The sequence below is a fragment of the Lysobacter capsici genome, assembly GCF_014779555.2.
GTDB lineage: Bacteria > Pseudomonadota > Gammaproteobacteria > Xanthomonadales > Xanthomonadaceae > Lysobacter > Lysobacter capsici.
Genome location: NZ_CP094357.1, coordinates 3711341 through 3735921, shown reverse-complemented (window position 1 = coordinate 3735921; position 24581 = coordinate 3711341). Strand labels below are relative to the sequence as shown.

Sequence of the window (24581 nt, the reverse complement as noted above, 5' to 3'; positions counted from 1 at the left end):
GCCACGAGGCCAAACGTCCCGCGAACTCACATCGAGCCTAATTCGGGCCATGATCAGTCGAGCCCCGTCACTGGCGGGGCTCTTTCGTTTCCACGACTGCAGTACATCCCAGGCGCGGAACGATCCTCGAATTCACCGAGAGCATTTATCTCCTTGCAGTTCGGTTGAATACGCAACCGGCCGAAGGCACTGGTTTCTACGTGGGTCCACAGTCCGCATGGACATCACTCGCGGGTTGCGTCATCTAGAGAGCCGTGGGCGGCCCACACAGTAGCGGCGATGCGCACTGCCGCATCACAGGCTCATCGGACGGCTCAGTCACTCGATAGGGAAGCAACATGCAAGCAGTATTCCAGTCCAACAGGCGCGAAAAATTCGCTTCCGATGCTCGTATCCGACGCGGCCCAATCGTCTGCCTCGTATCAGCACTATTGGCCCTGGCCGGATGCGCCACGGCGCCGAACGTCGAGCAGATTCCGCCGTTTCGCCAAGGCGTGGTGATCGCGGATCAACAAACCACGCAGGCGTTCGTGGAGATCAATTCGTTCCTGCGCGAGCGGCAGATCGACCGGGTGATGCTGCAGCCGTCGATCAGCGAAACCCAGATCGTCACGGTGCTGGCGCCGGAAGACGTCGAGAAATGGCATCGCGCCTTCGGACTCATGGACAAGTACGCGCAATCCGTACAGGCCCTGCTGGATCCGAAGATCAGGGCGGGCGTGGAGCAGGAACTCGCCGGTCTGGGAGCGGCGATCGGCACAGTCGGGGACGATCAGCTTCCCAGCGGCGTCGCGGCGGGCTTTTCGACGCTGGGCGGCCTGCTGGTGCAGATCAAGACGCAGCGCGATGCGATGGCGGCGATACGCAAGGCCGACCCCGGCGTCCAGGCGGTATTCAAGACCATGATGGCCGCCATCGGCGAAGACAAGGACGATGCGATTCGCGGCACGGTTCGAAGTTCCTGGCAGGTGGTCCTGGCCGGCAAGTCCGCGCAGTTCCTTCGCGCCACCAGCGAGGCCGACAAGCGCGCGATCAGCCTGAGTTTCATCGCCACGCTCGATCAGCGCGATGCGCGCGACCTTTCGCTGGTTTCGTTGCGCCGATCCCTCGGTCTGCTGGCCGACGCGCACGCGGAGCTCGCGGCCGGGCGGGCCAAGGGGGCGCGCGATCTGCTCGCCCTCTTGCGGGACGAGCATGCGCGATGGGCCGATCGGCAGGAACAGATCGAGAAAGCGCGCCGCGAAGAAGCGGCCGAGCATGAGGGGGAATCGTGATGAACGACACCGCAACCACCGCGCCGCGGATCAACGCAGGCGTTAAGGACCTGCATAAGGCGCTGATCGCGCAGCAGCAGGCGTTGGTCGATCGCCTGAGCCGGGTGCGATCCTCGGACGAGGCCGATGCCCTGGTTCGCGAAATGCACGAGATCAACTTCCGCGTGATGACCTGCGGCAGCCTGTTGTTCAAGCAGACCAGCGCGCAGATCGATACGCAGGTGGAAAGCGTGATCGACGCGACCGGCGATCTGGAATCGGCTATCGCATCCGCGACCAGGATCGCCGCGGTGATCAAGGCGGCCAGCAAGTTCCTGGGCCTGGTCGACAAGGTGCTGGACAAGATCAAGCTGGCCTGAACTCGCGGCAAAGGGCGATGCGCCGCATCCGGCATCCGCGCCAGGCCCGCGTCGATGCTTCGGCTTTCGCTCGAATTTCGCCCGCGTGTCCCGCGGGCGTTTTCTTGTGCTTGTTTCAGATGCGTCGCGTCGCGCGCGAGAAGCCGTCATCGCCTCGCCCGGCATGCGCCGGTAGCAGGCTGCGGAAGACGCATTCGCTGCACTCGCCACGGACCACCTCGTGGGCGCGGCCGCCGCCATCGCCGCGGCGGCCGTCGTCGGCGGCGCCCGAACACGCCGAGGTTCACGCATCGACCCCCGCGGCGTTGGATGAGGGTGCGTGCGACCGCAGGCGTCGATCGTGGGATTCGCGCTTTCGCCGCCCGCATCGTCGCCAGCCACCCGCGCCGTCGCGCGGTCCGCCCTTCGCATCAACGCCATCTCGCAGGAGAGCGCCATGAACCGGATCATCTCGCCACAGGCGTGGAAGCTGATAGCGAAAACGCTTGGCGTGGATGAGGCCTGTCTGAAAGCAGTCGCGGAGGTCGAATCGTCCGGCGGCGGCTTCATGCGCTCGCCTTCGCAACTGCCCAAGATCCTTTTCGAAGGCCACGTGTTCCATCGCCGGACGAAGGGGCGTTTCGGCGCCAGCCATCCCGGGCTGAGCTACCCGCGCTGGGACCGGAGCAAGTACTCCGGTTCGATGGCGGGCGAATGGAAGCGGCTCGACGCCGCCAGCGCGCTCGACCGCGTCGCCGCGCTGGAGTCCGCGAGCTGGGGCGCGTTCCAGATCATGGGTTTCAACTACGCCGCTTGCGGATTCGACGATGTCGATGCCTTCGTCGCCGCGCACAAGGAAAGCGCGGACGCCCAGTTGGCCGCTTTCGCCCACTTCATCTCGCGGCCGAAGTTCCTCGATGCATTGCGGGGGCGAAACTGGAAAGGCTTCGCGGCGGCGTACAACGGACCGGAGTTTGCGAAGAATCGCTACGACACCAAGCTCGCGACGGCCTATGCGCGGTTCGCCGCGCAGAGCCAATGACCGGATCGTCGTGCTTGCCGGGATGTCTGGGGATTGGGCTTCAAGGATTCGCGCGGAGAACGATCATGTCGACCAGGGTATCGAATCAGCTTGCCGTCGTTCCTGTGTTGGCGCTGACGCTGCTGTGCGCAAGCTTTCAACCGGCGCACGCACGCGATGCCGAAGCGCCCGACGTCACGACATCCGCCGACGCGGTTCCCACCGCTCCGGCAAGCGCAAGCGCGGGCAACCCCGCGACAAAGCCGATCGTGGCCCCGAAAGTGACCACCGTGAATGAAATCATCCAGCTCAACGACATCGCCAAGGTCACGGTCGCGAACTTGAAAGAGTGGTCGGCCACGCACGACCCGGCCAAGCTCGTTCCTTTCATCGACGGCAGGGCGATTCGCGGCAACTACCCGGAGGAAATCCACCCGCATGACGGCCGTCTCTATTTCCATCTGAAGATCACCGCCGCGAACACGGAGCTGTGGACGGATCTGCTCGGCGCGCCGGACAGCATCCAGCGGCCGGTGAGGTTCAGCGTCGGCCTGGAGGATCACTCACCGTTCGACAGCGTCTACGACGAGGGCCATCGGGTCCAGATGATGGTCGTCCCTCCCGTGTCCGGCGCGACCGCGACCATCGTCGCCTTGCTCACCCTCGTGCTGTTCGTCCGGCTGGCGCGCAAGACCAGCATCATTCGCGACCCGGGCCCGGATCCGGCCGACGGACGAGCCAAGGCCTATAACCTGGGCCGCACCCAGATGGCCTTCTGGTTTTTTCTTATCTACGTTTCCTACCTGGTGATCTGGCTGGTCACCGACAGGCTCGACACGATCACGCCATCGCTGCTCGGATTGATGGGAATCAGCGCCGGCACCGCGCTGAGCGAAGCGCTGATCGATTCCAGCAAGGACACCGCGCGCTCGGAACAACGACGGGAGCTGTCGGCGGAACGGCAGGCGCTCGGGCAGAGCGTCGCCGACTTGCAGTCCAGGCGCGCCGGGCTGGACTCGGCGACCGCGAGCTCGTCCGACGACCGGGTCAATCGGGACAGCCTCGACCAGCAGATCCAGCAGGGCCGAATGCGGCTCGCCCAGACAGACCAGCAGTTCTCATCGCTCGAGTCGACAAAGTCGGCGCGCGCGACACGCGGGTTTCTTCGCGATGTGATGGCCGATCGCCATGGTTATTCCTTCCATCGCTTCCAGATCTTCGCCTGGACGATCGTGCTCGGAATCATGTTCATGTCGTCCGTCTACAACAGTCTGGCCATGCCGGAATTCAGCGCCACGCTGTTGGGACTGATGGGCCTGAGTTCGGGCACCTATATCGGATTCAAGTTTCCCGAGAAACAGGACTAGCGGTCGGGCCGCAGGCCGGCTCTTGACCGCGATGAGGCCCCGTCGGCTGCGAACCTAAGCCGATGCATGCCGTGTGGATTCCGCTCGGTCGGCCACGGAGCCGGGCATCGTTCGATCTCTTTCGGACGACTGCATCCGTTGCGATTTCACATCGGCGCGGCCGCGACGTTTAACCAGGGAGCGGCGCAAGCTGGCGAAGGGGGCGAGGCTGCCGCCACGTCGGCGTGCGACCGAGCGCGAGGATCCAAACCTTGCGAAACATCACCTCGGGCCACGGCGCGATCGCGCGCCATGCATGTCGATACCGACATGGCCGCATGAATATTTCGGGGAATTCACACCGGTGCGCGGCGCCTCTTGCGCCGCAAGCGAGCCGCGCGCTCATTTATCACGAAGGAGAATGTAATGGGATGGGAAAACGTTTATCCGAGCAACGCCAAGGGAAAGACTCCCTTGCGCAACTTCAGCATCCAGGTCCTGGTGTACGACCAGCTCAGGCGGGTTCAGGACATCCCCGCGGATCAGTGGACGGCGCAGATCAACACCGTGCAGAAAACCCTTCAGCAGCCCTATATGAGCAACTTGCAGAAGTGCGCGAAGTGCGTCGCTTTGGTCTGGGGCGTGTACGGTCAAATGCATAGCGAAAAGGAGTCGATGGGCGAGCTGGTCAAGGCGATGACTGCCTTCGTACCGACCTCGGGCCCGGCCAGCGTGGGCGACTTGATCTCGATGGCGGCGGAAGTCGCCAAGGATTACATCGGAAGCTACCGCAACGCGGTCAACGAGAAGATCCAGCCCCGCGCGCTGTCGCAGGAGCAGTTGGCGATCCTGGGAATGCTGAATCCCGCGTCATGGAAGCAGGACGAAACCCTCGCGCAGTGGGCGGAGCAGTTGCTGGATATCGGCGAGTACGGAATACGCTTCGTGCAGACCGGAAATAACGCGGGCAACATCGACCAGGTCAATGTCGATGCGATGGAGGAATACGTGCGGGTCGTGCGTCCGATGCTTTACCTGTATCGCCAGAAATACGACACGCTCAGGTTGACCTCAGTCCCGTAGCGCTGGCTTGGTTGGGTAGAAGCGAAACCTGCAAAAGGCTCAGGTTCATTGCCTGCTTCAGGACTCGGTTTTGTTCTGGAGCCAGGCTTGGATGCTTTCGGCATCGGTTCCATCGGCAAGCCTGGACGCCGCGCAACCGCATTGGGCAGCACGAGACGTTCTGGAGATCCGGTTCGCGGATCAGCAGACCGCGGCCGCCCGCGGCGAATGCAATGGGCGGCAGCGGTGGGCTTATTTCGAGTCGTGCGCGGGAACCTTGGAAATCATGACAGTCAGCGTGCGGATCGGTTCGCCGCCAAGCAAACGGCGGCGCTACGGCTCGTTCCGTTCGGGATCGCGTTGCACGGCGGGCCGAGCGTTGCCGACGACCTCGACACCCAGCACACGTTTGAAATCGTGAGGCGTCAGGATGTCTCCGGAGGGTTGCATGGAGCATCGGCCGCATGGGCCTTGCTCGCTGCCGACGCAGCTTCCCGAGCATTGGTAAATCGTCGAACCGGTGGGCTCTTGCTTGGTCGCCTTGCAGGGATTGGACCCGCTGGGCCTACAGGCTCCGCTGCAGCCGCAAGCGAGCGTCTGCACAGAGTTGTCGCGAGCGACGATCGTGAGCCCTTGCAGTTTTCCCGACGCATCCAGCTTCTCATTGAACTTGACGCCCGCGGGAATTCGAATCGCCTTGACGACTTGCGGCGCCTTGCCCGATACGGCCGCGGCCGGACGCTCGGGTTTTGACGAGGCTCCGGGCCTGTGCGCGGGGGACGCCTGCGTGTCGCAGCCGAGCAGCGCGATTGCCATCAATATCGACATCCATATTCGAGTCATGACCGTCTCTCGCCTGGGAAGACATGTATTTCTACGAAGATCGGCGTGAGCATCGGACACGGAGGCGGCTCGGGTGAGGCTCATGCGCGCTGCAGCCTGACATCGCCGCAACGGCCGTCGTCGCGCCGTGCCGTGTTCAAGGGCCAGCCAGTCGTGTTTCCCCGAGGTCGCACCGTCTCCAGGCGGTTTCGCTCCGCCTGCGGCCGGTTCCGTCGCATCGGCCCATCGCCGTTACCCCGATTCGCGTGTTCGCGTCGCCGCCATGCGACCATTTGGCCCGTTCGCTCATCCATGGCAATACGGCCGCCCTTCGCGGCCAGGGGAGAAAGGGATGCTTCGCGCTGTCGCGGTTTGTCTTGTAGTGCTGTCGTTGCTGTCCAGCCCGGCGTTCGCCGCCCCCGACTATCCATTCCCCGCCACCGCGATCGACAACCGCGCCGAGCTGGATCGGGCCATGCCCAAGCTCGCCGGCCAGGTCCTCGCCGATTACGCCGATGCCGATCGGGTCCGCTATCTGGGCAACGCCGCGCGCTTGCAGATCGTCGCCGGGCAGTACCCGCAGGCGCTGGCGTCGATCGAGGAACTACGGCGATTGTCGCCGCTCGGCGGGCCGCCGCAGCAGCGCGCGACGATGGCGCAGTACGAGATCTACGCGGCCAGCAAGCAGTTGCAGGCGCGCGAACGGGTCGATTTCGACAGTGCGTTCCGGCGCAGTTTCCAGGCGGCGTTCGGGTCGATGGACGATCGCGCCGCGGCCATCGCGATGCGCGGGTTCGGCGGCGATCAGTTCGATCTGGCCTCGCAGCAGCAGGCGGTGGACGCCGCGCTGTCGGCGCAGAAGGACAAGCCGCGCATCGATCAGGCGGCCGCGCTGGCGCTGGTTCGCCTCTACATGATCGCCACGGTCTACGGCGACTTCAAAGCGCAGGCCGCCGACCTGCTGGCGGCCGACGATGCGCGGCGTTACCTGATCCAGCGCGATGTGGCGGTGCGCACGCCCGAGGGCGCGACCGTGTGCGCGCTGATCGTGCGCCAGCGCGAGGCGCCGGCCAGGCTTCCCACGCTGCTCAACTTCACCATCTACGCCAATGCGTCGACCATGCTCAACGAAGCGCGGCGCAGTGCGTCGAACGGCTATGCGGGCGTGACCGGGCTCAGCCGCGGCAAGGGCTGCAGTCCCGATACGCCGGTGCCGTATGAGCACGACGGCGCCGATGCGGCGGCGTTGATCGACTGGATCGCCGCGCAGGACTGGAGCGACGGTCGGGTCGGCATGTTCGGCGGCAGCTACGAGGGCTTTACTCAATGGGCCACGGCCAAGCACCGGCCGAAGGCGCTCAAGGCGATGATGCCGTCGGTGACCGGCGCGCCCGGGATCGACGTGCCGATGGAGGGCGGCATCTTCTACGGCTTCCAGCATTACTGGCCGTTCTATGTCGCCAACAACAAAACCTTGGACAATGCGCCGTACGAGGACAACGCGCGTTGGCGGCGCATGTTCCGGCAGTGGTATGTGGAGGGCGGTGCGTATCGCGAACGCGACAAGCTCGACGGAACCACCAACGTGTTGTATCGGCGCTGGCTCGATCATCCCGATTACGACGCCTATTGGCAGAGCATGATTCCGTATCGCCAGGAGTACGGCGCGATCGATATCCCGGTGCTGACCACCACCGGCTATTTCGACGGCGCCCAGATCGGCGCGCTGCATCATCTGCGCGAACACTATTGCTATCGGCCCAAGGCCGAGCATTACCTGGTGGTCGGCCCGTACGATCATTTCAGCGGCCAGCGCGGCACCGTGGTGGCCGGCAACAGCGTGCGCGGTTACACCGTCGACCCGGTCGCGCATATCGACATCGGTCAGTTGCGCTACCAGTGGTTCGATTACGTGTTCAAGGGCGCGCCCAAGCCGGCGTTGCTGAAGGACCGGATCAACTACGAGGTGATGGGCGCGAATGTGTGGAAGCATGCGCCGTCGCTGGCGGCGATGGGGCCGCGCAGGTTGCGCCTGCATTTCGGCGCGGCGCGCGAGGACGGCACTTGGGTGCTCAGCGAGAAGCAGTCCAAGGGCGTGGCGCCGATCGTGCAGACCTTGAATCTGGCCGATCGCGGCGATGTCGATCGGATCAGTCCGGGCGGCAATGCGGTCGACACGGTCATCGACACGGTCGGCAGCGTGGTGCTGGTCAGCGAACCGTTCGCGCAGGCGGTGGAATACAGCGGTTTGTTCGGTGGGCATCTGGAGCTCAAGACCAACAAGCGCGATCTCGACCTGCACGTGGATCTGTACGAACTCACCGCGAAAGGCGAGTACGTCGAGTTGGCGCGGTATCAGTCGCGACTGAGTTATCAGGGGCATCCCGAGTACCGCCGCCTGCTCACGCCGGGCCGACGCGAGCGTTTCGATTTCAGCGCGGGACGGCTGGGCAGCCGTCAGTTCCAGCCCGGCAGCCGGGTCGTGGCGCTGCTGTGGCCGGGCAAGTCGCCGCAGGACCAGATCAATTACGGCAGCGGCAAGGATGTCAGCGATGAGACGCTGGCGGATGCGGGGGAGCCGTTGCGGATCGAGTGGTTGGGTGGGAGTTGGTTGGAGGTGCCGCTGGCGAAGTAGCGGTTGATGCGGCGCTGCGGCTGTGGCGGGCCACGGCCGTGGAGTGATGCGATAGGCGATGGTGTAAATCGCGCCGCTCCGGGGGCGGAAGAGCGGGGTGGGTTTGTCGCTTCTTCGGTTGGTCTGGTGGTTGGATTTATGTTCAGTCCCGTGGCTTGAACTCCACCGGCACGATCACCACCGCCGCGATCGCCTTGCCGTTGCGCACCGCCGGCGCGAAACGCCAGGTGCGCACGGTGTTGACCGCGGCGCGGTCGAGGTCGCGATGGCCGCTGCGCTTGAGCAGGTCGACCCGGAGCGCGCGGCCGTCGGCCGAGACCTGCACCTTCAATTTCACCAGGCCGCCTTCGCGATGGCGCTGGGCTTCCAGCGGGTACGGCGGTTTCGGGCTGAATCCCGGTAGCGGGCGCGGTTTGGCGTTGGTGGCCAGCGGCTTGGCGTTCGCGCGGGTTTTGGTGCGCGAGCGCTCGGCGTCGGCGCGCTCGGCTTCAGCCTTTTCCACCGCCGCAGCGATCGCCCTGGCGAGCTTGATCGGTTCGTCGGACAGGCGCGTCATCATCGCCTGGGTCTGCTCGGCGAGTTGTTCGGCGCTCAATGCGGGCCGGTCCATGCCGGGCGTGCCTTCGATGCTTTGCAGCGGCGAACTGCTTTCCATCTGTCGATACGCCTGCGACACCAGCAACAGCACGCCGACCACCAGCGTGATCGTGGCCAACGCCAGCACCACCATCCAGCCGTTGCCGGGCGCGGCCTGGCGGGTGAAGCGCGGCATCGGCGCGGTCGGCGGGAACGGCTGCGCGGGCAGGGTGGGCGTGACCGCGGTGACCGACAGCGGCACCGCGTGGTTGGGGTCCATGTGCAGCACGCTGACGCGGCCGGCGTTGAGCGCGCGGGCGACCTGCGCGTCGGCGCCGAGCCCGCGCGCGACTTCGTCCAGGCCGACTTCGCGTTGTTGCCCGCGCCGTTCGCTGCTCTTGGCGGCGAAGCGCCAGCGGTTGTACTCGGCCCAGATCAGCAGCAACGCGACCACCACGCCGGCGGTGGCGGGCAGGGCGAGCATCAGGAACGGGTCGACTTCGTGCTTGCGCAGGTACAACTCGGAGGCGACGCTGCGGATGCCGAGCAGCCACATCACCAGGGTCACCACCGGCGTCCACAGATACAGGTACGCCAGCCAGAACGCGCCGGTGATCACGCCCCACATCGTGCGCGGCAACGCGCGCTGCGCGCCGGGTTTCTGGATCAGGCGCGAGTCGTGCTTGTGCGCGTTCGGAGGCATCTTGACCGGGCGGCCGGAGCCGCCTGCGCCGGCGGCGTTGCGAATATCCGTATTCATTTGATCCGTACTCATCGGATGCCCCGATCCGGGCTGACCCAAGTCGCGCGGGTGCCGCGGCGCTTGAGCAGCGCCTTGGGCACGGCGGTGACCGTGGTCGCGAAGCTCAACAGCCAGTACGCCATCGGGTACCAGATCATCCAGTAGTAATTGCGCCCGACCCCGGTTTCGTAGCGGCGGTCGATGATGATGCTGGCGGCGAACTGCAGCAGGCAGATCAGCGCCAGGATCACGCCGTGCCACGACGGCAACAGCGTGGTCACGCGCAACTGCACCGGCAGTTCGACGAACAGGCCGATGGCCCACAGCGCGATGATGAAGGCCATGGTGTAGGCCCAGATCACGCTGAGCACATACTCGGCCAGCACCGCCCACATCCGTCGCTTGCGCCACGAGAACAGATCGCGGGTGTGGCGCATCAGCACTTCGACGCCGCCCTGGGCCCAGCGCAGGCGCTGTTTCCACAGGCCCTTCAGGGTTTCGGGCATCAGGATGAAGCACATCGCATTGGGTTCGTAGCGGATGTCCCAATGGTCCATCTGCAGGCGCCAGCTGATGTCGATGTCCTCGGTGACCATGCTGTCGGACCAGTAACCGATCCGGTGCAGGGCGCTGCGTCGGAACGCGCAGATCACTCCGGACACGGTGAAGATGCGGCCGTACACGCGCTGCGCGCGCTTGATCATGCCGATGATCGAGGAGAACTCGCCGACCTGCAGGCGGCCGAGCAAGGTCGAACGGTTGCGGATGCGCGGGTTGCCGGTGACCGCGCCGACCCGCGCGCCCTGGCACAGATGCCAGACCATCCAGTGGGTCGCGTACTCGTCGAGCAACGCGTCGCCGTCGATGCAGACCAGATACTCCGAACGCGCGGCCAGCGCGCCCATGCGCATCGCGTTGGCCTTGCCGAGGTTGCGGTCCAGATGGACCACGCGCAGTTGCGGATGCTGGGCGGCGAGACGATTGAGCTTGTCGCCGGTGTCGTCGCGGCTGCCGTCGTTGATCGCGATCACTTCGAATTGCGGATAGCGCTGGGCCAGCGCGGCGGCGATGGTTTCGTGGACGTGGTCGCCTTCGTTGTGGCACGGGATCAGGATCGACACGAACGGCGCGTCGTCCATCGCCGGCGGCGTGGTCCGCGGCAGCGACCCGCGTTCGCGGCGGAAGTAGTAGTACAGCCCGCCGGAAATCCAGAAGAACGACATCACGATCGGGTAGAAGAACGCGAACTGGAACAGCAAGGCGAGCAGCGGGCTGGCGGCTTGATTCATGACGGTCTCGGGACGATCGATCCGATGCGCTGGGCGGCGGGGCGCCGCTCAGCGCTCGAGGTAAGGGAAGCCGCGCGCGGACATGATTTCGCGCGCGTCGCGGGTCGAGGGCTGATCGTCGATGAAGTTGTCCGGGTACCAGGCCAGGTGGCGCGCGCCGTCGGCCTGCAGGCGATGCGCCATGGCCTTCAGGCGCGCGGCGGGGATCGGCTTGTCGCGCTGGCGCCAGTCGACCGTCTGCAATTCGAAGATGGTGCGCGCCAGGCCGCGCGGCGACTTTTTGACCTGCGCGACCAGATGATCCATCCATGCCTGCGGATCGCGGCTGTTCTCCATCCACGGCATCGCCATCACCGCGGTGTAGTCGTAGGCGCGGTTGAACGCGGCCAGGTCCTGGGCGAACCAGGCCTCGCTGTTGGGATCGAGCACGGGCGCGGCGAACAGGTTGCGCACGGTGATCAGCTTCGGCCGCCACTTGCCGGCGGCGCGCGCGAGTTCCTGGGTGAAGCCGATCAGCGCGGCGGTGCGCGCGGCCGGATCGGCCGGCGCCTGGCCGCGCAGTTCGTCCTCGCGCAGCAAGGCGTCGTCGTGGAACAGCGGGCCTTCGGTGTAACCGCTGATCGCCAGGTCTTCGTAGATGTCGGCGACGATGCGGCGGGTGTCGGGCTCGAACGGATTGAGGCGGAAGGTTTCCTTCGGATTGCTGGCCTTGATCGCCAGACGATCACGCAGGGCCGCGTCGGGCAATTCGTAACCGAGCACCGGCAACCATGCGAACACCTTGACGTGCGCGCGGGTCTTGAGCTGCCAGGCGACGCGGTTGTACAGGTCGGCGCGCATCGGCATGTGCCGGTTCGGGAAATACAGCGCGTCGGCCGAGCCGTTGCCGTCGGGATCGGCGAAGGCCTGCAGGAAGATGTGGCTCGGGCCGATCTGCTTGACCCGCTCGATCAGCTTGTCGAGATTGCGCGCCTGCTGGGCCGGGTCGGCGTCGTAGACGTAATCCAGATCGATCTGCAGCGCGCGCACGCCGTCGAGCTCTTCGTCGTGGCGCAGTTCATAGGCCAGGTCGTTGACGGTCGGGTTGTCGAACATCAGCAGACGCGCCAGCCCGTGCAGGTCGGCGCCGATCTTCTGGTGGCGGCCTTCCAGATCGAAGGTCACGGTCATGCCGAGCTGGTCGGCGATCGCGTTGGTCTGGCTGTTGTAGGCCGCGTACGGCCACACCACCGACTGCGGCGCGACGCCGAGTTCGCGCTTGATCCTGGCGGCGCTGTCGGTGAGGTCCTTGCGCACCCGCGCCAGGTACTGCGCCTCGGTTTCGTAACGCTGCGTCTTGCTGTCCCATTCGCGGGTGATCGCCGCGGGCATGGTGTTGCCCTGCGGGTTGGAGGTCACGCCGCGGTGCAGGTTATCGCTGTGCGAGGCGATCTCGATCAGGCCCGAGGCCTGCATTTCGCGCAGCTGGTCCCAGGTGACGAAATCGTCGTGGGTGAACATGCGCGGGCCGTAGTCGACCTGCTGCTCGCGCGGCAGATCGACCCAGCCGGTCACCACCGCCATCAGCGCCGGATAGCGATAGGCGCGCAGCAGCGGGAACACGTGTGTGTAGATGCTGCGCAGGCCGTCGTCGAAGGTCAGCAGCACGGCCTTGGGCGGCAACGGCTTGCCGCCGCGCGAAGCGGCGATGACCTCGCTGAGCGGCACCGGGCGATAGCCGTGGCCGGACAGCCAATCCAGATGCGCGGCGAAGTTCTGGGTGCTGACCGCGTAGGCGTCGGGGTCGCCCTTGCGCGCGACGTCGTCGCGGATGTCGTGGTAGCTCAGCACGAGCAGTTCGCCGTTGCCCACCTCGACCCGGGTCATATCCGGCGCTTGCGCGGCCGTGCCGGCATCCGTGGCCCAGGCCGAACCCACGCTCGTCATCGCAAGCACCAACACGAAGATCATCCAGCGCCGCATCGCGCCGCCCATCGAACCGCTCATTGCTCACCCCAACGGAAAGTCATATCGAAGCCCAGCCGGTCCTCGCGCACGCCGTCGTAGACGGGGCGCGACCAGTTGATGCCGTAGTCGAGCGTGCGGCCGGTGGCGAAACGCCATTCGTGTTCGTAGCGCACCTGCGGCACCCAGTAGCTGCCGTAGCCCTGCTGCCAATACGGCCCGGCCTGTACGGTCAGGCGCTGGCGGAAGTGGCGCTCGTAACGTCTCCAGGCCAGGTGATCGATGCGCAGGCCGAGGTTCAAGGACGCGTCGCGGCTGGGATTGAAGTAGGGCACCTCGTTGTCGCGGCGACTGGCGCGGCTGGTCGCCAGATCAGCCAGGCCGTCGATCAGCAGATGCGGCTGCGTGTACAGGCGCTGCGCGCCGCTCAGGCCGAACGCGGTGCGGGTGTTGTCGTCGCTGTAGCGCAGTTGCTGCGCGCTCGCGCTCAAGGATGTGCGTTCGCTCGGGGTGTAGCGCAGGCCCAGACTGAACGCGTCGGCATCGATGCCGGCGCGGCGCGCCTGCAGCGAAGCCTCCGGCGTGCCGCGATACCACGACGCGGTGCCGCGCCACAGATCGTTGAAGCGCCAGCCGGCATCGAGGTAGTAACCGGTGCGATCGCCACGGTCGAGCCAGCGATCGTTGGCGCGATCGACGCCGAAGCCGACGGTCAGGCGATCGTAGGCGTACAGGCCGCCGACGCCGCTGCGGCGGTCGTGGACGCGCTCGGTGCGCAGCGCGCCGTCGGGGTAATCGGCCCAGGCGTCGCGCGCATGCGCGGTCAGGCGCCAGCGGTCGTGGATCAGCGGGCTCATGATTTCGAAACGGTGCTCGCCATCGCGCGAGCCCAGCGGCGATGCGGTCGCGCCGCCGCCGCGCGCGTCGCTGCGGCCGCCGGCGGTGCCGATCAGCCATTGCCAGCCCAGGCGTTGATCCCAGGATTGCGCCATCTGCTTGACCTGCACGTCGCGCGCGCGATTGGCCAGCAATTCGTCGTGGATCGGACGGGCGAGGTCGACCCGATCGTGTTCCAGGTACGCGCCGATCTGGCCGATGCGCGCGCCGACATTGGTCGGTTCCATGGTGCTGGCCATCTGGAAACGTTCCAGCGCGCGATCGGTCCAGCCGCGCTTTTGATAGGTGACGCCCAGGTCGCTCTGCAGGCCGGCGTTGTTGGGCCCGATCGCGGCCATTTCCTCCAGGCGCCGCTGCGCGCCGACCGTGTCTTCGCCGTACAGGCGGATCATGGTCTGGTGGCTGTCGGCGTCGTAGTGGCGCCAGTTCTCGTGGCTTTCCTTGGCGCCCTTGACCCGCACGAACGCCGGTTCGGCCGCCTTGATCTTGTCCAGTTGCGCGTAGGCGTCGTCGAAGCGCTCGCTTTCGGAATAGGCGTAGGCCAGTTGCAGCTGCGAGTCGTTGTCGTCGGGCCATTCGCGCACGACGTGTTCGAGCACGCTCGCGGCTTCCTCGGGATGCTTGTCGGCGAGCAGCGACGCGCCGACCTTGGCCAGCGCGTACATCGGCAGTTGCACGTTCTCGGCCTGCAGCGCGCGGTAGCGCTGCACGACCTCGGCGTGGCGCTCGAGATGGTTGAGCATCACCAGTTCGTCGAACCGCGTGCGCAGCTCGGCCTGTTGCTGCGCCGGGGTCTGGCCGGCGCGGTGCTGTTCGAGGATGCCGCGGGCATCGCGCATCTCGGACAGGCGCTGGGCTTCGTTCTCGGGAAACAGGGTGCCCCACAGGACCCGGCGCGCCAGGCGGTCCGAGCTCAGGCGTTGGCGTTCGGCGTCGCTGAACAAGCCCGGTCGGGCCTGCGCGAGGGACCAGGCGCGCTCGGCGCCGCCCAGGTCGGCCAGGGTCAGGACTTGCAGCCGGTACAGTTGCTCATCATCCGGGCGCTGGGTTTGTGCACGTTCGATATGCGCAAGCGCGGCCAGCCACTGCCGATCCGAGCGCAGGCGCTCGATTTCGGGCAGGGGGTCGGGGGTGGATTCGTGACGCGTAACGGCAAAAGCTGACGTAACAGGACAGGTTGCGGCTGCGGTCGCCAAGGCGATGGAGAGGGCAAGACGATGCTGTATCGGCATGGGCGACCGAGTTCCGTGTGGCGGGGGGAGGTTGCAGAGGGTGAAGCAGTTCCAAATGAAATGTGATTTGCATCACATTGCGAGGTATTGACGCAAAAGCTGTGCCAAAGCTCTGTGAACACGGCCCTGATCGCATGCCACAAGTGCTTGTCTGAATTGGTTTTTTTGCAGTGCGAAACGGTCTGCGGATGCTGCGTCGCGGTTTGACAAGCCCGATTTAGATCGATTCAAATCGAGGTCAAGGGGCGGTGGTAACGTTTTCAGTGCCACGGCGAATCACGGGCGAGATCGCCCGCGCGAACGGGAGCGGGCATGTCGGCTTACAGCAGCAATCGCCGTGGCGGCAGGGCGGGCAACCGCGCCGGCGCCTTGGCCCTGATCGGTCTGATCGGTATGTCCATGGCCCAGGGCGCGGTCGCCAAGCCGGCGCGGACCTTCTGGACCTCGTTCGAAGCGGCCGATCCGCCGCTCGCGCTCGGCCCGGCCGACAGCCCGCGCCTGAGCGCCGACGGCGGCCCGCCCGCGGCCGCGGCCTTGACCGCCAAGCCCGAGGTCGGTTTCAGCGGGCTGCGTTCGCTGCGTTATGAAGGCATCGGCGGCGGCGAGCAGCAGGCGCAGGTGTTCAATGTCGATATCGCGGTCGGCAAGGACAGCGAGCTGTCCTACAAAGTGTTTCCGCTGTCGGCCGCCAATCAGCCGGGCGTGCCCGGACAGCCCGCGGTATCGCCGCTCGACAATCTGCGCAACGCCTCGACCTATGTCGCGATCGATCTGCTGTTCGACGACGGCAGCCGCCTGTCGCAGCGCGCGCCACTGGACCGTCATGGTTTCGCCTTGACCGCGCGCGGACAGGGCCAGGCGCGACTGCTGTATCCGGATCAATGGAACGCGGTCGCCAGCCGCATCGGCGAAGTCGCGGCCGGACGGCGCATCCGCCAGATTCTGGTCGTGCACGACGGCGATCGCGGCCTGGCCTATCGCGGGTATCTGGACGATCTGCGCATCGAGCCGGCGACCATCACGCCGGTATCGGACACGCAGGCCGCGCAGCATCCCAGCGATTACGTCGACACCCGCCGCGGCAGCAATTCCAACAGCCGTTATTCGCGCGGCAATACCTTTCCCGCGGTCGCCTTGCCGCACGGTTTCAATTTCTGGACGCCGACCACCAACGCCGGTTCCCACTGGATCTACCAGTACCAGGAGCGCAACGGCGACGACAACCGGCCGCGGATCGAAGCGTTCGCGCTGTCGCACGAGCCCAGCCCGTGGATGGGCGACCGTCAGAGTTTCCACATCCTGCCGGCGCTCGGAGCCGGCGCGGTCGAACTCGATCGCGGCAAGCGCGCGCTGAGCTTCGGCCACGATCAGGAAACCGCGCGCCCGGATTACTACAAGGTGCGTTTCGACAACGGCCTGATCGCCGAACTGACCCCGACCGACCACGCCGCGATCCTGCGTTTCACCTATCCCGATGCGCGGGCGCGGTTGCTGTTCGACCAGCGCGACGAACACGGCGATATCGTCGCGCATGCCGACGGCCGCGGCCTGAGCGGCTGGACCGAAAGCAAGAGCAAGCTGTCGACCGGCGCGAGCCGGCTGTATCTGTATGCGCGTTTCGACCAGCCGGCGCGCGAGAGCAAGCGCGAGGCGCCGAGCGCCGGCCGCGACCGCGTCTCGGCCTGGTTCGATTTCGATCTGGGGCGGGCGCGCGAACGTCAGGTCAGTCTGCGCATCGCGACCTCGCTGATCTCGGTCGAACAGGCGCAGCGCAATCTCGAGCTGGAAATCGCCCAGGACGACAGCTTCGACACGGTGCGCGAACGCGCGCGCGCGGCCTGGGACGCGAAGCTGAGCATCGTGCGCATCGACGGCGCGCCGGAACACGAACGCGCGACCTTGTATTCGAATCTGTACCGATTGTTCCTGTACCCCAACAGCGGTTACGAGAACACCGGCAGCGCCGAGAACCCGCGTTATCAATACGCCAGCCCGTTCTCGCCCGCGACCGGCGTCAGCGACGGCGAACGCACGGGCGCGGCGATCGTCGACGGCAAGGTCTACGTCAACAACGGCTTCTGGGACACCTACCGCACCGCGTGGCCGGCCTACGTGCTGCTCACGCCGACCGCGGCCGGCGAGATGATCGACGGCTTCGTCCAGCAGTACCGCGACGGCGGCTGGATCGCGCGCTGGTCCTCGCCGGGCTATGCCGACCTGATGGTGGGCACCAGTTCCGATGTCGCCTTCGCCGATGCCTGGCTCAAGGGCGTGCGCAATTTCGATGTGCGCTCGTTCTATCAATCGGCGATCCGCAACGCCTCCAGCGTCAGCACCGTGCCGGGCGCCGGACGCAAGGGCATCGAACGCGCGATCTTCAGCGGTTATGCCGACAGCACGGTCGACGAAGGCCTGTCGTGGTCGATGGACGGCTACATCAACGACTTCGCGATCGGCCGGCTGGCCTCGGCCTTGTCGCGCGAGCCGGCCGGCGACGATCCAGCTGTTGTCGATCCGTATCGCGAGCATTACGCCGACGACGCGGTGTACTACCGCAACCGCGCGCTGGGCTACGTCAATCTGTTCAATCCGACTGTGGGTTTCTTCGTCGGCCGCCATCGCGACGGCCGCTGGCGCTACACCGCGAGCGAATTCGACCCGACCCGCTGGGGCGGCGACTACACCGAGACCAATGCCTGGAACATGGCCTTCCACGCACCGCAGGACGGCGCCGGCCTGGCCGCGCTGTACGGCGGCCGCACCGCGCTGGGCAACAAGCTCGATCAGTTCTTCGCCACGCCGGGCACGTTCGAGGTCGGCAGCTACGGCGGGGTGATCCACGAAATGATCGAGGCGCGCGATGTGCGCATGGGCCAGTACGGCCACAGCAATCAGCCCTCGCACCATATTCCCTACATGTACGCCGCGGCCGGGCAGCCGTGGCGGATCCAGGAAAAGGTGCGCGACATTCTCGATCGCCTGTACGTCGGCGGCGAGATCGGCCAGGGCTATCCGGGTGACGAGGACAACGGCGAAATGTCGGCGTGGTGGTTGTTCAGCGCCGCGGGCTTCTATCCCTTGCGCATGGGCTCGCCCGAGTACGTGATCGGCGCGCCGCGCTTCGAGCACATGAGCATTCGCCTGGAAAACGGCAAGGAGCTGCGGATCAACGCACCCAAGGTGAGCGAGCGCAATCGCTATGTGCAGTCGCTCAAGGTCAACGGCCAGCCCTGGGATCGGCTGAGCCTGCCGCACGAGCTGCTGGCGCAGGGCGCGGTGCTGGATTTCCGCATGGGCCCGTCGCCGTCGAACTGGGCCAGCACGCCGCAGGCGCTGCCCGAATCGCTGAGCGCCGACGGCGAAATGCCGGCGCCGCTGCGGGATCTGAGCCGGCGCGACAACGCGACGGTGGTCGGGCTCAACGCCAAGCAGGCCGCGGGTTTGTTCGACAACGATGCGACCACCTCGGTGCGGCTCAACGCGCCGATGCCGTTGCTGAGCTGGAGCTTCAAGACCGCCGCCAGCGTGCGCCTGTACACGCTGACCTCGTCGAACAAGCGCGGCGATCCGCAGGCCTGGGCTTTGCAGGGCTCCAACGACGGCGCGCAATGGACCACGCTAGATGAACGTCGCGACGAGGCGTTCGCCTGGCGTCGGCAGACGCGCGCGTTCGCGATCCACGAACCACGGGCGTTTACGCGGTATCGATTGCGTCTGGTCAATGACGGCGAGGGGCAGGGTGGGATCGAGTTGGCCGAAGTCGAGTTGCTGGGCGAGGCGCGCTGAGCCGTATCCCTGCAGCGCACAGCGTAGTGTCGGACTCGCCCTGTAGGAGCGGCGCGAGCCGCGACCGCGACAACGCAACTACGGGGGAATTTCGTCGCAGGCGTGATGCCGCGGTCGCGACTCGCGTCGCTCCTACAGGGGCTCATCGTGGCTTCGGGCTCGCCTTGTAGGAGCGGCGCGAGCCGCGACCGCGACAACGCAACTACGACGAGAGTTTCGTCGCAGGCGTGATGTCGCGGTCGCGACTCGCGTCGCTCCTACAGCGGCACATCGTGGCTTCCGGCTCGCCTTGTAGGAGCGGCGTGAGCCGCGACCGCGACAACGCAACTACGACGAGAGTTTCGTCGCAGGCGTGATGCCGCGGTCGCGACTTACGGCGCTCCTACAGCAGCTCATCGTGGCTTCGGGCTTGCCCTGTAGGAGCGGCGTGAGCCGCGACCGCGACAACGCAACTACGACGAGAGTTTCGTCGCAGGCGTGATGCCGCGGTCGCGACTTACGGCGCTCCTACAGCAGCTCATCGTGGCTTCGGACTCGCCCTGTAGGAGCGGCGCGAGCCGCGACCGCGACAACGCAACTACGGGGGAATTTCGTCGCAGGCGTGATGCCGCGGTCGCGACTCGCGTCGCTCCTACAGCGGCACATCGTGGCTTCGGGCTTGCCCTGTAGGAGCGGCGTGAGCCGCGACCGCGGCAGCGCAACTACGCCGGAACTATCGTCGCGAGCGTGATCCCGCGGTCGCGACTTACGGCGCACCTACAGCCGCGCATCGCAGCCTCGGTCTCGCCTGGTGTGTCGTCGCGGGATCGATCGGCGACCACGCAGCGCCGTCGGTCGGCCAGCCGCGCAAGATGAATCGCGATCGGCATACGCGCTCACTTCGGTTGTGACGCGCCTAACGTTTTTACGAAAACCTCATGCCAATGTCGCAAATCGCGCCGGCCGCTTGCGCGAATCGTTCCCGTTGTGTCCCGGTATCGCCCCTGAATCGTCCTCGGAACCCGCTTCCGCGCGCGCTAGCTTCGGCGATGCAGTCGACCCATCCACGCAGAACGATTCTGCTAAAGAGGCTCACCATGGAACTGGAAAGCAAAGGACCTGGCGTTGCGACGTTGAGGCGTTACGCCGCGGTGCTGGTATCGGGCTTGTTGCTCGCCGCGCCGGTGGCGCAGGCGCAGAACTACGAGGGCTACTACGGCAATACCGAGTGGCGCGATATCGGCGAGGACGTGAAGACGGTGAAGTACTGCCCCGGCAACGGCTCGATCGCCGTGGGCACGCGCCGCAACAGCGACGCCGATCAGGTGCTGGTCACGCGCGTCAGCGACACCGGCGTCACCGACAACGCGGGGCTCAACACCTGGCAGCAGGCGTACTACGTCGGCGGCGGCAAACACTCCGCCGGCTACGGCATCATCGAACTCGCCGGCGGCGCGGGCTTCGCCGTCACCGGCAGCCTGCGCACCGACGAGGGCAGCTATGCCTTCGTCATGCGCCTGGATTGCAAGGGCAATCCGCAGTGGACCACCTTGCTCGACAACCGCGATCAGACCAGTCGCGCCACCGGTTACGACCTGATCCAGAGCGGATCGGTGATGCCCAGCCGGGCCGCCGCGGGCGGCGACATCGTCATGGTCGGCGAGGAAATCCAGAACGGCCGCACCGTCGGCCGCATCGCGCGCGTCGACCTGACCGGCAACGTGGTCTGGGACCATCAGTACGACGGCCACGAATGGCCGGCCTTGCAGTTCCGCGCGGTCACCGAAAACCTCGCCAACACCGGCGCCTGGACCGACCTGGTGATCGCCGGCACGGCCACCTCGGCCAACGGCGTGCGCAACGCGCTGATGTTCCGCGCCACCGGCGTCGGCGCGCCGGTGTGCAGCACGACCCTGGGCGATGAAAAGGAGCATCGCGACTTCAATGGATTGACCCCGTTGCTCGGACGCAACTTCCTGGGCGAGACCGTGCTGGTCGGCGCGGCCACCGGCTTCAGCGAAGGCGCGCCGTCGCAGCCGTACCTGGTGCGTTACTCGCGCGCGAGCTGCAGCCCGAAAGTGCAGGCGGTCTGGAACGATCGCGAGAAGGCCAGCTTCACCGCGTATGACGTGGTCGAGGCGGCGACGCTGGACGGTCTCAACGGCGCGCTCGCGGTCGTCGGCACCATCGGTTCCAGCCAGGGTTTCGTGCTCGCCGCCGATCCGGCGACGCTGCGCGAATACGGCGCGCTGGTCCAGCGCCGCTACGGCGACAACTTCCGCGAAAGCCTGTACGCGATCGACCGCAAGGCCGACCGCTTCATCATGGCCGGCGCCACCGGCGCCGATTGGGCCGGCGAGGGCGATCCGCAGGATCTGTATCTGGTGCAGGTGGATGCGGCGCTGTATACGCAGTGCGCGGACCAGTGGTATCCGCAGGCGGTCAACGTCGACCTGCCGCCCAAGGACCTGTGGCCGCAGTACGAGCGGGTGGAAAAATTCTTCGCCGCCCAGACGCCGCCGGACAAGGCCAGCAAATGGGGCTACGCCTGCGAACTCGATCCGCCGGAAGGTTGCCCCGGGGTGATCGACAACGGCACGGTCATGCTCGGCGTGCATCCGACCGCGTACTTGAACATCGAGTGCCCGGCGATTCCGATGTCCAGCGGCCTGTACGGCACCACCCTGGTCGGCCTGCGTTTCCTGCCCACCAACGGCGAAGCCTCCGCGCCGGGCACGCCCTGCGAAGGCTGGGGCGTCGCCAATGCCGACCCGGCCGCGCCGGTCAGCGGCCACACCTCGCGCTGCAACGGCACGGTCAACATGGTGGTGAATTCGTTCACCACGCCGGCCTCGCCGCCGATCGACACGGCCAATTCGGTGGTCACCGTCGCCAACACCTTCCGGGTCACCCACCGGTTCACGCCCGCGCCGCAGACGCCGTATCTGTATCGCGTGGACGTGTCGATTCAGAACGTCAGCAGCAAGGCGATCAAGGATCTGCGCTACACCCGTGGCATCGACTACGACGTGCCGCCCAATACCTTCTCCGAGTACATCACCCTGGCCGGCAGCTCGCCCTTGCTGTTCGCATGGAACACCAACGGTTTCACCTCGCTCGACCCGTTGGCGATCCACCCCAGCAGCGGCGCGGTGACCGACAGCGGCCCGAGCGACCGGGGCTCGCATATGGACTTCCGGCTCGGTTCGCTGGCGGTGGGCGCGACACGTTCGTTCGTGACGTACTACGGTGCGGCTCCGACCGAGCGCGATGCGCTTAACGCATTGGGCCTGGTGAACGCGGGGCTGTATTCGCTCGGTCAGGCCAACTGGGACGGGTCCAGTCCGTGGAACGCGCCGTTGCCGGGCATCGACGGCCGCGACAACGGCCGGCCGGGCACCTTCATGTACGGCTTGCAGACGCGTTAATCGTCGATCGTCATCGATGAAGCCATCGGACCGCGCAGGCCATCGGCCTGCGCGGTTCGTTGATCGGTTCGATATCGCCGCAGCCAAAGGTGGATCGCGCCGGCAAGCGCCGCGGCCACGATCAACACGGCCAGCCACTTCGCGGCATGCATCCGGCCTTCGCGTTCGATCAGCCAGCCGGCGATCAGCGTCGCCAGCGGCATCGCGCCCATGGTCGCGGCCGAAAACCAGGTCATCTCGCGGCCCATGCGGCTCGCGTCGGCGTTGCGCTGCAGCCACGACAGCGACTGGATGCCGTAGAAATTGGACGCGCCCGCCAGCAGGCAGAACGCGAGCAAGGTCGCCGCCAGGTTCGCGTTCCAGGCCAGCAGGCCGTAGGCGAGCGCGGCGAGGCTCCAGCAGGCGAGGATCTTGCGCAGCACGCCGTGCATCGCCGCGCCGACGGTCGAAGCCAGGCCGGCGGCGACCGCGATGCCGACGAACTGGCCGGCGTAGATCAGGAAATAGCGCGGGTCCTGGCGTTCGACCAGCAGCACCGGCAACAGGATCTGCACCGGTCCGAACACCAGCACGGTGCTGATCAACAGGTACAGGTAATAGCTACGAGGAATCTGCGTGGCCGCGACCGCATCGCTATCGATCGCGACCGTCTCGACCGACCTCTCGCGCCGCCGCACCGGCCCGCGCCGCCGCACCGCGGCGATCAGCAGCAACGACACCGCCACGCTGGCGGTATCGATCGCGAACGCGAGCGCCAGCCCGTGATCGCCGCTGGACGCCAGGATCAGGCTGCCGGCCAGCACCGGCAAGGCCATCGTCGCCAGACTCGACGCAACCGCGAACACCGCATTGCCCGCGGCCAACAGGCCCTTGCGGATGTACAGGCCGAAGGCCGCGCGTCCGGCCGGGTAGGCCACCGCCCACACCAGGCCGCTGATCAGCGCGAGCAGGTAGATCAACTCGATGCTGATCCAGCCGAACCAGGTGGTGATCGCCAGCGCGGCATTGATCGCGACGTAGAGCGCGCGGCACCACCACAGCACCCGCGCCGGATCGGCGCGGTCGAGCGCGCCGCGAAAGAAGAACAGCAGCAACGCACTGGGCAGCGCTTCGATCGCCGCGGTCAGGCCGAGATCGAGCGCGCTGCCGGTCAGGCGCATGACCAGGAACGGCAGCGCGATCAGGGTGAAGCTCGCGCCGAAGGTGGTGATCAGATTGTCGAGCAGCAACCAGCCGAAGCGTCGATCGCGCAGGCCGATGCGGCCGATCCGCAGCAGCGTGTGCAGGCGATTGGATACGACTGTGCGCGACCTGCTCAGCACCGTGGCCGACACCGGCACGCGTGTATCTTCGATACGACCCGGAGAATCAGAGCCGCGCGACCGCCGCGGCGCCCCGCGCGCGCCGCAGGAAGAACAATTCGTCCTGGCGTTCGACCGCCAGGCCGTAAGCGCTGGCGATCGCGCGCAACTTGCCCGCGTCCAGGCGCCAAACCGGCTCGACGTCGTCCACGCCGATATCCAGCGTCCACTGCATGCCCAGCCAATGGGTCAGCACGAAGCCGTCGGGCTTGAGCAGCCGCACCAGGGTTTCGAAATAGCGCTCCACATGGCGCTGGCAGCAGCCGAAACTCGCCAGGTTGTTGTCGAGGATGGCGTCGAAACTCGCCGCTTCGAACTGTTCGGCGAAGGTCTGGCTGTGTTTGTTCAACAGATGGACGCGGTAGTCCCGCAGGTTCAGCGCGTTGCCGTGTTGCCATTCGTTGCGCGCCACCGTGACCGACTCGATCCGCCGCGCGGTGCCGGCGAGCAGGCGCGCGACCGAGGAATTGCCGGTGCCCACGTGCAAGATGTCGCGGCCGCGCAGATCGGCCGAGGCCAGCCAGCGGTTGATCGCGGCCTGGTCCTCGGTCGGCTCGCATTCGGAATAGTCCAGCACCGGCCAGCTCGCATGCTGGTCGGCGGCCTCGTGGGTGTCGACCCGCGGTTCATGGCCGCAATCGATGCGCGCCGCGCCGATATCGAAACGCGGCCGGAACGAGAGCGAGGCGGAATGGGCTGCGGCGGCGCTGGCCGCGGCAGCGGTCGCGGAATCGTTCATGGGGGAGGGCATCCAGGGCGGGGCGCGGGAAACAATCGAACGCGATCGTGCGTGTTCGATTCTTCAACGATCCTCGCGCAAGTGTCGAGCGATGCGACGCATGACGATCG

General features: G+C 66.4%; 15 protein-coding genes. 8 read left to right on the top strand and 7 right to left on the bottom strand.

Features of this window, described 5'->3' with window-relative positions:
* The first annotated feature begins 338 nt into the window (after positions 1–338).
* The 5 genes from IEQ11_RS15085 (at position 339) to IEQ11_RS15065 (ending at position 5062) form a co-directional block, all read left to right on the top strand.
* Positions 339–1274: a hypothetical protein gene (locus IEQ11_RS15085; protein WP_191820772.1), complete on the top strand. Its 936-nt coding sequence runs from the start codon at positions 339–341 to the stop codon at positions 1272–1274.
* A complete protein-coding gene (locus tag IEQ11_RS15080) occupies positions 1274–1633 on the top strand; it encodes a hypothetical protein (RefSeq protein WP_191820773.1) in 360 nt (119 codons plus the stop codon). Before IEQ11_RS15085 ends, IEQ11_RS15080 begins: the two co-directional genes overlap by 1 nt.
* Positions 1634–1973: 340 nt before the next feature.
* Positions 1974–2654 carry an N-acetylmuramidase family protein gene (locus tag IEQ11_RS15075; protein WP_247024565.1) on the top strand — a complete coding sequence of 227 codons (681 nt, stop codon included), beginning with the start codon at positions 1974–1976 and terminating at the stop codon, positions 2652–2654.
* Positions 2655–2719: 65 nt separating this feature from the next.
* A complete protein-coding gene (locus tag IEQ11_RS15070; RefSeq protein WP_191820774.1) occupies positions 2720–4000 on the top strand; it encodes a hypothetical protein in 1281 nt (426 codons plus the stop codon).
* A gap of 405 nt (positions 4001–4405) precedes the next feature.
* A complete protein-coding gene (locus tag IEQ11_RS15065; RefSeq protein ID WP_191820775.1) occupies positions 4406–5062 on the top strand; it encodes a hypothetical protein in 657 nt (218 codons plus the stop codon).
* 312 nt (positions 5063–5374) lie between these two features.
* Here IEQ11_RS15065 and IEQ11_RS15060 read toward each other — a convergent pair whose 3' ends face one another.
* A complete protein-coding gene (locus IEQ11_RS15060) occupies positions 5375–5857 on the bottom strand; it encodes a hypothetical protein (RefSeq protein WP_191820776.1) in 483 nt (160 codons plus the stop codon).
* A 358-nt stretch (positions 5858–6215) separates the two neighbouring features.
* On the opposite strand from IEQ11_RS15060, the gene IEQ11_RS15055 reads away from it, so the two are divergent.
* Positions 6216–8498 (top strand): CocE/NonD family hydrolase, encoded by a 2283-nt coding sequence (locus IEQ11_RS15055; protein ID WP_191820777.1) that lies wholly within the window; start codon positions 6216–6218, stop codon positions 8496–8498.
* A 142-nt stretch (positions 8499–8640) separates the two neighbouring features.
* Here the strand turns inward: IEQ11_RS15055 and pgaD are convergent, their stop codons facing one another.
* From pgaD to pgaA, 4 genes are read right to left on the bottom strand one after another with little or no spacing between them, the layout of a single operon-like run.
* Positions 8641–9834, bottom strand: a complete 1194-nt coding sequence (gene pgaD / locus IEQ11_RS15050) for a poly-beta-1,6-N-acetyl-D-glucosamine biosynthesis protein PgaD (protein ID WP_191820778.1) — start codon at positions 9832–9834, stop codon at positions 8641–8643.
* An 11-nt stretch (positions 9835–9845) separates the two neighbouring features.
* On the bottom strand, positions 9846–11105 hold the full coding sequence (gene pgaC, locus IEQ11_RS15045) for a poly-beta-1,6-N-acetyl-D-glucosamine synthase (protein WP_036102659.1): 1260 nt from the start codon (positions 11103–11105) through the stop codon (positions 9846–9848).
* 48 nt (positions 11106–11153) lie between these two features.
* On the bottom strand, positions 11154–13067 hold the full coding sequence (gene pgaB / locus IEQ11_RS15040; protein ID WP_425494685.1) for a poly-beta-1,6-N-acetyl-D-glucosamine N-deacetylase PgaB: 1914 nt from the start codon (positions 13065–13067) through the stop codon (positions 11154–11156).
* A 20-nt stretch (positions 13068–13087) separates the two neighbouring features.
* The gene (gene pgaA, locus IEQ11_RS15035) at positions 13088–15178 is read right to left on the bottom strand and encodes a poly-beta-1,6 N-acetyl-D-glucosamine export porin PgaA (protein ID WP_191820779.1); all 2091 of its coding nucleotides are present in this window, start codon (positions 15176–15178) and stop codon (positions 13088–13090) included.
* Between the two features lie 312 nt (positions 15179–15490).
* Here pgaA and IEQ11_RS15030 point away from each other — a divergent pair, with 312 nt between their 5' ends.
* On the top strand, positions 15491–18964 hold the full coding sequence (locus tag IEQ11_RS15030) for a GH92 family glycosyl hydrolase (RefSeq protein ID WP_228464424.1): 3474 nt from the start codon (positions 15491–15493) through the stop codon (positions 18962–18964).
* Between the two features lie 1076 nt (positions 18965–20040).
* Positions 20041–22371 (top strand): hypothetical protein, encoded by a 2331-nt coding sequence (locus tag IEQ11_RS15025; RefSeq protein ID WP_191820780.1) that lies wholly within the window; start codon positions 20041–20043, stop codon positions 22369–22371.
* On the opposite strand, the gene IEQ11_RS15020 is transcribed toward IEQ11_RS15025, so the two are convergent.
* A complete protein-coding gene (locus IEQ11_RS15020) occupies positions 22368–23711 on the bottom strand; it encodes an MFS transporter (RefSeq protein WP_191820781.1) in 1344 nt (447 codons plus the stop codon). The two genes, IEQ11_RS15025 and IEQ11_RS15020, sit on opposite strands and share 4 nt — an antisense overlap.
* Positions 23712–23739: 28 nt before the next feature.
* Positions 23740–24471, bottom strand: a complete 732-nt coding sequence (locus IEQ11_RS15015) for a methyltransferase domain-containing protein (protein ID WP_191820782.1) — start codon at positions 24469–24471, stop codon at positions 23740–23742.
* Positions 24472–24581: the final 110 nt, after the last annotated feature.